Below are 14,042 nucleotides of genomic sequence, written 5' to 3' on the forward strand. Positions count from 1 at the left end.
ATCGGTTAACTCTGGTTAAAATGGCGTTTCGTTTTGCGTGTGGGCACATGATTGGCTGGGTCATCCGGCCAAAGGTGTTTAGGGTAGCGTCCCTTCATTTCTTTTTGCACCTCTTTATAGGCCCCTTGCCAAAAGCCCGCTAAGTCTTGGGTTATTTGTAACGGTCGTCCGGCAGGGGACAAGAGTTCTAGCTGGACCGCTACCTTACCATTGGCAAGCGTCGGTGTTTGCGCTTGTCCGTACATCTCTTGCATCTTCACCGCCAAAACCGGTGCCTTGTTAGACTCGTAGCGTAATCGATAGCGAGAGCCAGTCGGCACCGTTAGGTGAGTGGGTAAGGCGGCGTTAAGCTGTTGCGTCGTCTCATACCCAAACCAAGCTTCGAGTACTGGTTTTAGATCTAACTGTTTAAGTGCTTGCCAACGCGATAGGCCGTGCATAAACGGCGCAAGCCATGTATCGAGGGTGTTAAGCAAGTCCGCATCGCTTAAAGGCGGTAACCTAATGTCGAGTCCCCACGCCTTTGCGCAGCGCGCCCGTGTGAGTAAGGACTGACTTTCTGGCTGCCAATTCAATGCCTGAAGGCCTTTTTGACGAACCGCATCAAGCAACCCTTGCACTTTCTGCTCCGCGGTAAGCGTATCAAGCGGTTGGCGGTTAAGCACCAGCTCCCCCAAACACTGCTGTTTTTCTGCACGTAGCGTGCCACGCTGTTCATCCCACGCGATCACTTCTCGGTGTGTAAACAGATCGGGACGAGCCTCACTCAAGGTCGTCAGGGATAACGCAATGGCGCAGTAGGCCCGGCTATCGCTACGCTCACTGGCCATTACATCACAGATCACCAGCGTGTCGGCATGGCTCTGGGGATCTTGGCTGTCGAGTGTGACGCCGTGACCATTTGCCATCACAAAGCGCCCCGATTGCCCACGTGATTGCGCAATGCGATCTGGCCAAACGAAAGCGGCCAATAACGGCAATGCCTGCTCATCGAGCGAGTGGGTCAAACGGATGCCAAGTGCGTGAGCCAGCGACTTGGCCCGTGATTGATGCTCTCGCGATGACATCGCGGCGCGGACCTGATCGATAAGCGATAATGATCCGTTTCCTCTGACCGGTTTATCCACCCAAGCGGCTAACCAGCAAGCGGTCGATTGCACCGATGTGGCGGCCGTTTCCACGCGTGCGAGCATCGCTGCAGCGCGAGGTTGGGCGGCCAATTGGCTAGCCCGTTGCCCGAGCGCGGTGAATGTCTGTCGTGTATCCGTTAGGCCCAATTGTGTCAGCCTTTGGCAGGCAGCTTGCCAATGTTTCGCGGGGGGCGCGTCAAGCCAGTGTAAATCTTGGACGTCACAGCCCCATTGGATCACATTAAGCGCCAAGTCGGTTAAGTCTTCGCGCAGAATCGGTGCATCAGGGGCCGCTGGCAGGCGCTGGAATTGCTCCTCACTATAAAGACGTAAGCAATGTCCCTCGCTGAGTCGTCCGGCCCGTCCTGCGCGCTGTACTGCAGAGCTGCGCGCAATATGCCGAGTGACGAGCTTATCGATACCCGTCTGCGCGTGGTGGGTCACCAAACGTTCAAGACCCGTATCAATGACCAGCTGGACCCCATCAATCGTCAAACTGGTTTCTGCAATATTGGTGGTCAGTACCAACTTTCTCCTTCCCTTGGGTGCAGGTGCGATAGCCGCTTGCTGCGCTGAAAAGTCGAGGCTACCGTGAAGCAGATGTAAATCCATGTCGTCGGGGAGCGTGTTTTGTAGCGCTTGATGGACGCGGCGTATTGCCTGCATCCCGGGCAAAAACATCAGTGCCGAGCCTGAGTGTTGTCGGATAAAGTCGAGACTAGCGCGTGCGACCGCACTTTCCCACTGGTCACGGCGAGCGATTGGCTGATAGTGATAGTGAATTGGAAAGCTGCGCCCTTCGGTAGCGAGTACCAATGCGTCAGGCAGACATTGACATAAGGCGTGATTGTCTAAGGTCGCTGACATCACAATTAAACGTAAGTCTTCGCGCAGGCCCGCTTGGCTGTCGAGGCTTAGGGCCAGCGCTAGATCGGCGTGTAAACTGCGCTCGTGAAACTCATCGAACAGGATCAGGCTTACGTCTTCCAGCATGGGGTCTTGTTGCAGTAAGCGCGTCAGGACACCTTCGGTAACTACTTCTAAGCGGGTGTTGGCACTGACTTGTGTGTGGCCACGCATTCTCAGCCCCACGGTTTGTCCAACTGGTTCATTTAACTGTTGCGCTAAAAAAGCAGCGATGTTTCGCGCAGCTAAACGTCTTGGTTCAAGGAGTAGGATTTTGCCGGTTAAGGCGGTGCGTTCGAGCAGTGCGAGTGGCAGGCGCGTTGACTTACCGGCGCCCGGTGGTGCCGACAAAATGATTTGTGGATACTGGCGCAAGCCGTCAATTAACGGCGGAATCACGGCATCAATCGGAAGCTGAGACAAGCGTTTGCCCTTTGTGTCAGAATCAAAGCAGCTATTTTAACGAACCAGACGCAAAAGGAGACCCCATGCGAGTATTTTTCGCGCTGGGCTTGAATGAGAGCGTGAACCTTGCTGCCAGAGAGGCGCTGGCTGACTATAAAAATCAGCTATCGGGGGAAGGGCGCGCCGTGCCTGACGCCAACTTGCACCTCACGCTAGCGTTTTTAGGGGACGTGCCGGAGGCGGTGTTACCAGCGTTGTGTGAAGAGGCCAACGCTATTCGTCTCTCCTCATTCTCCCTGACATTATCACAATTAGCCGTCTGGTCAGGGCCAAACATCGCTTGTGCCACCGTCGCGACGCCGCCCGCTATGTTGTGCGATCTGGCCCATCGCTTAAGCCAGTTAGCAGCTTGGCCAGCACAGCGTGATAGTCATGCGTTTACTCCTCACATCACGTTACGTCGAGGGGTTAAAACCGTTCAAGGTTTGGACGGACCGCCGCTACCGTCGCTAACATTTACTTGCCAACGCTTTGGTCTCTACGCTTCGCCTTCTCATCCAGCCACACATGGTCAGCGTGATAGTGAGGGGAGAGCCTTATACCAATGCTTACACGCGTTTGATCTTACTAGCAGGAATTGAGCATGCTGTTTTCACCACCACTCCAGTCGGCGACCTTAGTGCGCCGTTATAAACGCTTTTTAACCGATGTCACGCTGGCCAATGGCGATACCTTGACGATGCATTGTGCCAATACAGGCGCTATGACGGGGTGTGCAACTCCCGGCGATACCGTGTGGTACTCCACGTCGGACAATGCAAAGCGTAAATATCCGCATAGCTGGGAGCTCAATTACACTCAGCAAGGCCACTGGATTTGTGTCAATACGGCCCGCGCTAACACCTTAGTGGTTGAGGCGATTGAGGCTGGGCGTATTCCTGAACTAGCCGGCTATACACAATTACAGACAGAAGTACGCTATGGCAGCGAAAACAGTCGCATAGACCTTCTATTACGTGACGATGACAAAACGGACTGCTATATAGAAGTAAAGAGTGTCACCTTATTAGAGGAGGATGGCTGGGGAGCCTTCCCAGATGCGGTATCAACCCGAGGGCAAAAGCATCTGCGTGAACTGATTTCAATGGTCGAACAAGGCCATCGTGCCGTATTACTGTTTGCTGTTTTGCATTCAGGGATTGAAAAAGTCACCGGTGCCCCCCATATCGACGCGGACTATAATCAGTTATTAAATGACGCGGTGGCGGCGGGTGTGGAAGTAATTTGTTACCAAGCTGAGTTGTCGCCAAGTGAGCTAATACTGGTTAATTCCGTACCTTTTGTTGCGAATACAGCAAAAGTGTAGACATGTTCACACTGGGCGTAGCAGGGCGTAAATCAAAGATTGCCACCCTATAGGCTTTCTGATATAGATAGCGCCCTCATTTGACTGACACGGGTCATGTCAAGGTGTTTTTAGGAGAAGCTGAATGCCAGAAAGCAAAGAAAAGAAATCGCTGGGCATCCTGGCCATTGCCGGATTAGAGCCATACCAGGAGAAGCCTGGTGAGGAATATATGGGCGAGCCACAGCTCGAGCATTTCCGTAAAATCCTCAACGCGTGGCGTAATCAGCTCAGGGAAGAAGTCGATCGTACGGTTAACCATATGAAAGACGAAGCGGCAAACTTTCCCGATCCTGTTGACCGAGCGGCGCAGGAAGAGGAGTTCAGTTTGGAGCTGCGTAACCGCGATCGTGAGCGCAAGTTGATCAAAAAAATCGACAAAACCCTACAACGCATTGAAGACGATGACTTCGGTTTTTGTGACTCGTGCGGTGTGGAAATCGGTATTCGTCGCCTTGAAGCGCGTCCGACCGCCGAGCTATGTATCGACTGCAAAACGCTTGCTGAGCTTAAAGAAAAGCAAATGGCGGGCTAATTGCCCCGACAGCCAATGCAGTGAATTGGCGGTATACTCAATTGGATAAAAGGGAGCTTCGGCTCCCTTTTTGTGTCTTGGTATGCTTGTGTTCAGGCTATATCCCCGTACAATTTGCGCTATTCCTTGTTGCCACCAGGCTTATGCCCTTGATTGCCCGCTTATCATGACCTCGCACACGCACTATATTGGCCGCTTTGCGCCTTCACCGTCTGGTCCTTTGCATTTTGGCTCTTTGGTCGCGGCATTAGGCTCCTACTTAGATGCACGCGCTCACGATGGACAATGGCTGGTGAGAATCGAAGATATTGATCCGCCGCGAGAGGTTGCAGGGGCGGCGAGTGATATTTTGCAAACACTCGAAGCCTATGGACTGCATTGGGATGGTGCGGTGCGGTATCAAAGTGATCACTTGCTTGATTACCAAGCGCAGATTGATGCGTGGTTAGCCTCGGGCGAGGCGTACTATTGCACGTGCACACGTAAACAAATTAAAGCGGCAGGTGGGATCTATTTAGGGACATGCCGAGAAAAGCATCAGGGGCCAGAGCAAGCGGCGGTACGCTTGAAAAGTCCGGCTGCGATTCTCGCTTTTGAGGACCGGCTTCACGGTACGCTAGACATGGATGCGGCACTTGCCAGTGAAGACTTTATTATCAAACGGCGTGATGGTCTGTATGCCTATAATCTCGCGGTGGTCTTGGATGATATTGACCAAGGCATTACTGATGTGGTGCGCGGCGCGGATTTAATTATGCCCACAGGGCGTCATATTGCCTTGTATCAAAAGCTGGGTAAGGTGGCACCACGCTATCTACACTTGCCCTTGGCAGTCAATGCCGATGGGAACAAGTTATCTAAGCAGAATCATGCTCCCGCGATTAATCGCGCCGACCCAATGCCAGCGTTACTCGCCGCATTAGCGTTTTTGGGAATGCCATTTTCTCCAGATTGGCGCTCGGCGAAACCGGGAGAATTATTGGCAGAAGCGGTAAAAAGATGGTCAATAGCCACCCTGCCACGGGAAACAGAGGTAAAGACAGCATTCTAAAATTTCCCACCCTGATATATTATATGCCGCTGTTTCATGGCCCGAACTGTAAATGACGAGGTGAGCTATCTTTAATCGAGTGACCAGCTTTTGCCGTAAGGTTCTGAATCGTGATAATAAATCACGAGCAATAGAGGATCTTAAGTTGGAAGTTATCCCCCGCAAAGCACATGGCATTTCGCGAAAAGGTATCAGCGAAAATGCGCTGAAAGTGCTCTATCGCCTGCATAAAGCGGGCTATGAGGCGTACCTCGTCGGTGGCGGTGTGCGTGATTTACTCTTGGGGCGTGACCCCAAAGACTTTGATATCGCCACCAATGCCACGCCAGATGAAGTGCGTAAGTTATTCCGAAACTGCCGCCTTGTCGGACGGCGATTTCGTCTTGCCCATATTCTGTTCGGCCGCGATGTGATTGAAGTGGCGACCTTTCGAGGTCATCACACTGATCCAAAGAAAAGTAAGCACACGGCGCGTTCAGAAGACGGCATGCTGCTAAGAGACAATGTCTATGGCAGCATTGATGAAGATGCACAACGTCGCGATTTCACCGTTAACGCGCTGTATTACAACATCGCTGATTTTTCGATTCGTGATTACGCCGGTGGTGTGGACGACCTGAACAATCGAATTATTCGTTTGATTGGTGATCCTGAAACGCGCTATCGCGAAGATCCGGTGCGGATGTTGCGAGCGGTACGCTTTGCCGTCAAGCTCGATATGACCATCAATCCAGCTACCGCAGCACCGATTGAAACCTTGGCCCCGTTGCTACAAGAAATCCCGTCGGCGCGCATGTTTGAAGAAAGTCTGAAACTGTTACAAGCAGGTCAAGGCTTGGCAACCTATAAAATGTTGCGAGAGTATCATCTCTTCGAACAGCTTTTCCCTGCGGTTGCGGCGCACTTTACCGAAGAGCACACCAGTCAAACCGAACAAATGCTTGAGCAGGTCTTAAGCTCCACGGATAAACGGATCGCCAACAGTCAACGGATTAACCCGGCCTTTTTGTTTGCGGCCATGCTTTGGTATCCCGTGGTAACACGTGCTGAGGAGATGACTTTCGAAAGTGGCTTAAGTTATTACGATGCCTTTATGGTGGCCGCTAACGACATCCTTGACGAGCAAGTGAAAACTGTGGCGATTCCGCGACGTTTCACGGCAATGGTACGAGAAATCTGGCAACTGCAAATGCGCATGACGCGTCGCACAGGGGCTCGCGCCTTTAAATTGCTTGACGAATCCAAATTCCGTGCGGCATTTGATTTGTTAGAAATGCGTGGTGCGGTTGAAGGCGGAGATACTGAGGTGCTTGGTGCATGGTGGCGCGATTTCCAACGTGCCGACCAAGGTGGCCGACAGAAAATGGTCCGCGCCATTAATAAAGTCAGTAACACTCGTAAGCCTCGCCGTCGTAAGCAAGCGCCACGACGACGTAAACCACAATCGAATTCATCGTCATGAATCGTGTGTATATCGCCATTGGTAGTAACTTGGGGAACCCGATAGAAAAGGCGAACCAAGCGATTGCTGCCTTAAAGCAATTGCCGCAAAGTCAGTTTGTTGCGGCATCTCCGCTTTACACGAGTAAACCTATGGGGCCAGCGGATCAGCCGGATTATATTAACGCGGTGATTGCGCTGGACACCCACCTTGACCCTTTGACACTATTGGATGCAACGCAAGCAATTGAGCTTGATTATGGCAGGGAACGCAAAGCAGAACGCTGGGGACCAAGAACCTTGGATCTCGACATTTTGCTCTATGGCAATCGCGTCATCGATCATCCGCGACTGACGGTGCCACACTACGGCATGAAAGTGCGCGAATTCGTGCTTTATCCACTTGCCGACATTGCCCCCGACTTGTGCTTGCCCGACGGCAGCACCCTCGCCGCGAGCCTGACGCGCGTCGATCGTAATGGTTTAACCCGTATTAGCGATCACGCTTAATCGGTGGGCCCCAGTTTCAGGCTTTGGGAGACATAATGAAAAAAATCACAATCACTGATCTGATGACATGGAAGCAGCAGGGCCAAAAGTTTGCATCACTGACGGCTTATGATGCGAGTTTTGCCCAATTGTTCGAGCAACAGGAAGTGCCTGTTTTACTTGTAGGCGATTCGCTTGGAATGGTTCTACAAGGAAAGAGCGATACCTTATCGGTGTCGGTTGAAGAACTGGCTTATCACACCCGTTGCGTGCGTGCGGGTAGCCCAAATAGCTTGCTGATGGCAGATATGCCATTTATGAGCTGTGCCACACCGGAGCAAGCTTGCGCCAATGCTGCTGAGCTGATCAAAGCTGGCGCCAATATGGTAAAAATTGAAGGCGGATCATGGCTGGTGGATGCGGTGAAAATGCTGACCGAGCGCGCCGTACCGGTTTGTGCGCACTTGGGTCTCACCCCGCAATCGGTCAATATTTTTGGTGGCTTTAAAGTACAAGGCCGTGATGAAGATAAAGCCGAGCAAATGGTCGCTGATGCGGTCGCGCTAGAAAAAGCCGGCGCGCAGATCATCTTGCTGGAATGCGTTCCCGCCTCACTGGCCAAGCGTATTACTGACACCGTGTCAGTCCCCGTGATCGGGATTGGCGCGGGCGGTGACACCGATGGTCAAATTTTGGTCATGCATGATATGCTCGGTGTCTCTGCCAATTACATGCCTAAATTCTCAAAAAACTATTTGGCGGAAACTGGCGACGCGCGTGAAGCGGTGGCTAAGTACGTCAAAGAAGTAGCAAGCGGCGAGTTTCCGGGTCCCGCACATACGTTTAAATAGAGAGGCCGAGTATGCAGGTGATTTCTGAGGTTGCGCCGCTGCGCGATCAGATTAGCCAGTGGCGAAAAGCCGATAAACGCATTGCGTTTGTACCCACAATGGGTAACTTACACCAAGGGCATTTAACGCTGGTGCGTAAGGCGCGTGAGCTTGGTGAAGTGGTAGCGGTAAGCATCTTTGTGAACCCGATGCAGTTTGACCGAGCAGACGATCTGGCCAATTATCCACGCACCTTGGAAGACGATTTAGCCCAATTACGCGAAGAGGGCGTCGATCTTGTCTTCACCCCGAGTGCTGAGGTGCTTTATCCGCAAGGGCTTGATACGCACACCACGGTGGACGTCCCTGGGCTCTCTACTATGTTAGAAGGCGCATCGCGCCCCGGACATTTTCGTGGGGTGGCGACCGTCGTCACTAAGCTCTTTAACTTAGTACAGCCCAGTGTGGCGTGCTTTGGCGAGAAAGACTTCCAGCAACTTGCTGTGATCCGAAAAATGGTCACAGATATGGCGATGCCGATTGAGATTGTCGGTGTGCCGACCGTGCGTGAGAGTGATGGTCTGGCGATGAGTTCTCGCAATAACAACCTGACTGTCGATGAGCGTCAGCGTGCGCCTGTGCTCGCGAAAACGATGCGTTGGATGAGTGCACAAATGCGTAATGGCCGTCGTGATTTGGACGATCTGATTGAAGATGCGCACGATCAACTCCGTGCCGCTGGCCTGCAACCGGATGAGTTTTATATCCGTGATGCGTCAACCCTTGGCCAAGTCACAGAAGACAGTCGTCAAGCCGTTATCTTAGTGGCGGCTTACTTGGGACAAACCCGTTTGATTGACAATCTGGTGGTTGAATTACAGCGTGCTGCGGACAAGATAGAAAAAGTCGAGTCGGCCAGTCACTAGCCATCCCCATCCATAAAGTAGGAAATCCGTGTTCTCGGTTTCAAATAATCTTTAATTTCCTGCGGTAACTTAGAGATAGGCACGGCGGTGTCTATCTCTAGATCGCTCTCTCGCATATCAATAATGGTCGCTTGATCTGCTGGAATTTCTGGGTCGTAGAGCATGACGTTGGGTTTCAGTAGAGCACTACTATTGACCGATATGATCATTCCCGTTTCACCACTTGAAAGCCTCACCACGGTACCAGGTGGATACACGCCCATCATTTTGACAAACAGCGCCAGTAATCGCGGGTTGAACTTGTCTTTGTTGTCTTTAAAAAGATGAGATAGGGCGGCAAATGGCATGCGTGCCGGCGCACCAAATTGGGGGCGGCATAACCGGTCGTAAAAGTTCATCATGCTGACGATTTGCGCCATCTCGTCGATTTTATCCCCTTGAAGACCCTCAGGAAAACCACTGCCATCGGCGTACTCATGGTGCTGGGTAAGGATCTTCTCCACGTTCGGCGTACACTCATCCATCTCGGTAATCAGCTCCGAGCCGTAAGCAACATGCAAGCGATAGTAATTCATCTCCGGTTCAGTTAGGCGCTCTTTTTTACGAATAATCGCCGACGGAACTTTTTTGGTCCCAATATCGTGAAGAACGGCGCCGGTTAAAAGCGTGCGGATTTTATCATTGTCGTAACCATGGCTTCTGGCGAGCATTAGGGCCAGTACAGCCACATTCAAAGAGTGCGCATACATATCTTCCGCAAGTGATGGATCGTCCATTAAATGCAAGGTGACATTCGCTTCGCTGCCAACAACCATCAGGCTATCCACCAGCATGCGCACATCCTCATTGGCGGCTTGGGGGCGCTGTGACACCTTCATGTTGATAGCGCGAAGCTGTGCCATGGAACGTTGGTAGTGTTGCTGTACTTTCTGAATACGGGCGCGAAAACGGCGTTGCTCTTCTATCCGCTTCTGCTTTTCTTGCTCCATGGCTTCTTTTTCACGGTGGATAGCGTTGGGATCCACCTCGTCAGGATTTTCCGTTTTCTCAGCAAGCGCAGGCAGAGGCGTCGAAATGCTTTTATCTGGGTAGTAATACACGAAACTAATCGGGAGCGAGCGAATCACCTTGGCTTGTGCATCGCTCTCAATTTGAAAACGATTCAGCATAAAAGGGTGATCACGCCACTTCAGTGGGAGTTTTATGTACAAACCGGCTTGTAGCCGTTCGGTCGAAAGCTTAATGCTACCTGCTGCCATGCTCACTCTAGGAGATTTGCGCCTGTTCGGTCCGTGAATGAATGTGGTGTTACGCCATACTACCAGTACTGTATGCGGTTTAATGTAGGGTGCTACACAGACTATTGATATCTCTGATATCCCCACTCAATCATGTTGCCACTGATGTATTACAAAGATAGCCGACTTTAATTGATTCGGCGGGCGTTTTCCTTAGCTAGATAGGAAAACCCACATGAAGTGAGATGGGCAGACGATAAATGTGAGTGTGGATATAGCGAGATAAAAATAGATACAAAAATCCCCACTCATGAGAGCAGGGATCTTTTCGAAAGATGGTGCCCGGAGGCGGAATCCATTACGGCCTGTAAGGTGCGGCCTGCAAGGTCACCGACACGGTGTCGGCATAAAAAATCCCCACTTGTGAGAGCAGGGATTCTCATAAACATGGTGCCCGGAGGCGGAATCGAACCACCGACACGGGGATTTTCAATCCCCTGCTCTACCGACTGAGCTATCCGGGCTAAGGAGCGCTATTTAATAGTATTAACTGCATAATGTCAAAGTAAATTTCAGCTCAAACGCCTAACAAACAATATTCGTTGCAGATTACACCCTGTTTTGTACGAAGTGTGAGCATTCTCGCTAATTTCAAATCCAGCATACGCAATGCGTTTGTTCATACGCCTTTCTTTCGTTGCCCCATCCAGTGTTTAAGTGACTGTATTTTTTGTCTTGCATGCCCAGCTTTCTTTCTTGTGGTGGCTATATTTATGAACATTATCTTTGTATTTGTGTGGCTAAAAAACCGTCATTTAGCCGATAGTTGCTACACTTATAAAGCGAAACAGAAAACATATGTTTTTAAACAAATAGTTAGAGCGGCCTTGTGATGGATATTACCCTTGGAGAGTCATTGGATATCACCGAGATTCAATCAATTAAAGAAGAAATCGCAAACAAAATCGGCGACGAAAACCAGTGCACGCTAGACGCGGGAAGCGTCAATCGGATTGATGGGGCAGGCTTGCAGTTATTACTTTGCTTGGTCCGGACCCAAGAGCAACTGCAATGGCAAAACGTGTCTGAAAGTCTTTATGGCGCGGCGCAAACCGCAGGCATGGTCGAGCTACTAAAGCTCAATCGTTAAACATGGATATGGGGTAAGAGGATGGCAAATATACTTGCAGCAGATGATTCAGTATCCATTCGGCAAATGGTGAGTCATACCTTGAAAGAAGCCGGTTACCAAGTTGAAACGGCAAACGATGGCGCAGACGCATTGCGTAAAGCGAAAACCAAAAAATTCGACCTCATTATTTCAGACGTCAATATGCCAGTGATGGATGGGTTGGAGTTTGTGCGACAAGTGCGGGGCGTGCCGCAGTACAAATTCACCCCCATCTTGATGCTGACCACCGAAACATCAGCAGAGAAAAAGTCGGCCGGTAAAGCTGCCGGAGCGACGGGCTGGATCGTTAAGCCGTTTAATCCAGACACCTTACTGAAAACACTACAGCGCGTGTTGTAAGGCGCATCGACGGAGGGTTCTATGGCCATGGACATGGACCAGCTACGGCGTATTTTTTATGAAGAATGCCGCGAGAATCTGGAAGTGCTGGAGCGAGAGCTATTGGCTCTCGACCCTGAAACCACTGACCTAGAATCAATTAACACCATATTCCGCGCTGCCCACTCGATTAAAGGGGGGGCTGCGACATTTAATCTCGATGATATCAGTCATTTCACCCATGACATGGAAACGCTGCTTGATGAAGCGCGTGAAGGGAAGCGGCAGTTAGATAGTCACACTATTGATGTGCTGTTGCGTGGCGGGGACTGCATTATGTCTATGTTGGAGTCGTATGAAAACGACACTGACTATGACAGCTCTGAACGTGATGCGGTGACCGAAGCGTTAAACGCCATCATGGGAAATGAGGCCGCAGCGCCCTCCGAAGCGCAAGCACCTGACGTCGCTGATGTCCCGGCTGTCTCGGTAGCGGGCGAGTGGCTGGTTGGTTTTGAGCCTCACCCAGACATGTTGTTTTCCGGTAATGATCCGGTGCGTATTCTTCGAGAGCTCGAAGCACTGCCCGGCGGGGCGGATATTGAGTGTGACCCTTCTGCACTGCCTGATTTTAACGAACTCGATCCCGAGCAATTGTTCTTAAAATGGCAAGTGCGCGTTGATGGGCATGTTCCCCGTGAAGATATCGAAGCGATTTTTGATTGGGTCGAAGATGAGTGTGAGCTGAGTATTACGCGCAATGAGGAAGCATCGACAGGATCCGTTTCTTCGGCTACTACTTCGGCTTCTGAAAGCATAGTGGCTTCTGAAAACATAGCGGCTTCTGACAACGCGCCTGTGGTATCAGCGCAGCCTGCTGAGGAACAAACATCGAACCAAGTTCAGACGGCCAGCAAACCCAGTAGCAAAAAAACGGCGCCCAAACCTGCTGCGAAAAGTGATGCTAGCGTTTCCTCCATTCGTGTTGAGATCGACAAAGTCGATAACCTGATCAATTTGGTCGGCGAATTAGTGATCACACAATCTATGCTGGCTGAACTCAGTAGTAACTTTTCTCCAGAAAAACTCGAGCAACTCCAGTCAGGCCTCGAGCAGTTGATGCAAAACACCAAAGAGCTACAAGAGAGTGTGCTCGATATTCGCATGTTGCCGATCAGTTTTGCCTTTAACCGTTTCCCTCGTTTGATTCGCGACCTGTCATCACAGTTGGGTAAGCGTGTAGAGCTCATGATTGAAGGGGAAAGCACTGAGCTGGATAAAACGGTTTTAGAGCGTATCTCCGATCCGCTGGTGCACTTGGTGAGAAATGCGGTCGACCATGGCTTGGAATCCCCCGAAGAGCGAAAAGAAAAAGGCAAACCTGAAGTCGGGCTAGTGCACTTGAATGCCTATCACCAAGGCGGTTCTATTGTGATTGAAGTCAGCGATGATGGTGCCGGACTTAACAAAGAAAAAATCTGGCAAAAAGCGCTGGATAAGGGCCTCATCTCAGATGATTTACCGATTGATGAATTGACGGACACGCAAGTGTTCAATCTTGTCTTTGCACCGGGCTTTTCAACCGCTGATCAGGTATCAGACGTATCAGGGCGCGGTGTGGGGATGGACGTCGTGCGCCGTAATATCGAGCAGTTAGGCGGTAATATCGATGTGCACTCAGCACCCGAAAAAGGCAGCACATTCAAAATCAGTTTGCCATTAACGCTGGCGATATTGGACGGACAACTCGTCAAGGTGGCGGGCCAAGTTTATGTGGTGCCACTTATCTCGATTATCGAATCCATTCAAATTGATAGCCAACAAATTAAAACCGCGTCTGGCGTACAGCTCTATCGTTTGCGAGAAGAAAATATTCCCATTTTGCGTTTAAAAGAAGAGTTTGATTTAGGGCACTGCGGTGAGGATCTCGATAAGCAATTGCTTTGCTTGGTTGAAGCGGGCGATAAGAAAGTCGGGTTGTTGCTCGATGAGCTGCTGGGTCAGCAGCAAGTCGTGATCAAAAGCTTAGAGTCTAATTATACCCGCGTGGCAGGTATTTCCGGTGCCACCATTTTGGGTGACGGCTCGGTATCACTCATCCTCGATATCCAAGGGCTTATTACGCAATTCTTGTCGCGCGTCAGTGACGCTAGCGGTCATATCGCCGCGGCATAAGG

At 51.0% G+C, this 14,042-nt stretch carries 13 protein-coding genes and 1 tRNA gene; 11 read left to right on the forward strand and 3 right to left on the reverse strand.

Annotated features, from left to right (window positions below; genetic code table 11):
* Positions 1-5: 5 nt before the first annotated feature.
* A complete protein-coding gene (gene hrpB, locus BZG82_RS01250; protein ID WP_077764988.1) occupies positions 6-2,459 on the reverse strand; it encodes an ATP-dependent helicase HrpB in 2,454 nt (817 codons plus the stop codon).
* 65 nt (positions 2,460-2,524) lie between these two features.
* On the opposite strand from hrpB, the gene thpR reads away from it, so the two are divergent.
* The 8 genes from thpR to panC all read left to right on the forward strand — a co-directional run bounded on the left by thpR (position 2,525) and on the right by panC (position 9,117).
* A complete protein-coding gene (gene thpR, locus BZG82_RS01255) occupies positions 2,525-3,082 on the forward strand; it encodes an RNA 2',3'-cyclic phosphodiesterase (RefSeq protein ID WP_077764989.1) in 558 nt (185 codons plus the stop codon).
* Positions 3,083-3,084: 2 nt separating this feature from the next.
* Entirely contained in the window at positions 3,085-3,807 is a 723-nt protein-coding gene (sfsA, locus tag BZG82_RS01260; protein ID WP_077764990.1) for a DNA/RNA nuclease SfsA, read from the forward strand.
* A gap of 124 nt (positions 3,808-3,931) precedes the next feature.
* Positions 3,932-4,381: an RNA polymerase-binding protein DksA gene (gene dksA / locus BZG82_RS01265; protein ID WP_069586438.1), complete on the forward strand. Its 450-nt coding sequence runs from the start codon at positions 3,932-3,934 to the stop codon at positions 4,379-4,381.
* Positions 4,382-4,547: 166 nt separating this feature from the next.
* Complete coding sequence (gene gluQRS, locus BZG82_RS01270; protein WP_077478977.1) at positions 4,548-5,432, forward strand: tRNA glutamyl-Q(34) synthetase GluQRS; 885 nt, start codon at positions 4,548-4,550, stop codon at positions 5,430-5,432.
* 103 nt (positions 5,433-5,535) lie between these two features.
* Entirely contained in the window at positions 5,536-6,894 is a 1,359-nt protein-coding gene (gene pcnB / locus BZG82_RS01275; RefSeq protein ID WP_069588471.1) for a polynucleotide adenylyltransferase PcnB, read from the forward strand.
* The gene (folK, locus tag BZG82_RS01280; protein WP_069588415.1) at positions 6,891-7,382 is read left to right on the forward strand and encodes a 2-amino-4-hydroxy-6-hydroxymethyldihydropteridine diphosphokinase; all 492 of its coding nucleotides are present in this window, start codon (positions 6,891-6,893) and stop codon (positions 7,380-7,382) included. The genes pcnB and folK overlap by 4 nt, the downstream gene beginning before the upstream one ends.
* 35 nt (positions 7,383-7,417) lie before the next feature.
* Positions 7,418-8,212, forward strand: a complete 795-nt coding sequence (panB, locus tag BZG82_RS01285; RefSeq protein ID WP_077478978.1) for a 3-methyl-2-oxobutanoate hydroxymethyltransferase — start codon at positions 7,418-7,420, stop codon at positions 8,210-8,212.
* Between the two features lie 11 nt (positions 8,213-8,223).
* The gene (panC, locus tag BZG82_RS01290; RefSeq protein WP_077478979.1) at positions 8,224-9,117 is read left to right on the forward strand and encodes a pantoate--beta-alanine ligase; all 894 of its coding nucleotides are present in this window, start codon (positions 8,224-8,226) and stop codon (positions 9,115-9,117) included.
* Here the strand turns inward: panC and BZG82_RS01295 are convergent.
* The gene (locus tag BZG82_RS01295) at positions 9,114-10,376 is read right to left on the reverse strand and encodes an HD-GYP domain-containing protein (RefSeq protein ID WP_077677988.1); all 1,263 of its coding nucleotides are present in this window, start codon (positions 10,374-10,376) and stop codon (positions 9,114-9,116) included. The genes panC and BZG82_RS01295 overlap by 4 nt on opposite strands.
* Before the next feature lie 427 nt (positions 10,377-10,803).
* Positions 10,804-10,879: transfer RNA gene (locus tag BZG82_RS01300), tRNA-Phe, on the reverse strand.
* 368 nt (positions 10,880-11,247) lie between these two features.
* Between BZG82_RS01300 and BZG82_RS01305 the strand changes: the two genes are divergently transcribed.
* From BZG82_RS01305 to BZG82_RS01315, 3 genes are read left to right on the forward strand one after another with little or no spacing between them, the layout of a single operon-like run.
* Entirely contained in the window at positions 11,248-11,505 is a 258-nt protein-coding gene (locus BZG82_RS01305; protein ID WP_077764991.1) for an STAS domain-containing protein, read from the forward strand.
* A 21-nt stretch (positions 11,506-11,526) separates the two neighbouring features.
* Positions 11,527-11,886 (forward strand): response regulator, encoded by a 360-nt coding sequence (locus BZG82_RS01310; protein WP_069588426.1) that lies wholly within the window; start codon positions 11,527-11,529, stop codon positions 11,884-11,886.
* 21 nt (positions 11,887-11,907) lie between these two features.
* A complete protein-coding gene (locus tag BZG82_RS01315) occupies positions 11,908-14,040 on the forward strand; it encodes a chemotaxis protein CheA (protein WP_077662320.1) in 2,133 nt (710 codons plus the stop codon).
* The last annotated feature ends 2 nt before the right edge of the window (positions 14,041-14,042 follow it).

Origin of the sequence: Salinivibrio sp. PR5, assembly GCF_001996085.1 — a bacterium.
In the GTDB taxonomy this organism is placed as follows: Bacteria; Pseudomonadota; Gammaproteobacteria; order Enterobacterales; family Vibrionaceae; genus Salinivibrio; species Salinivibrio proteolyticus.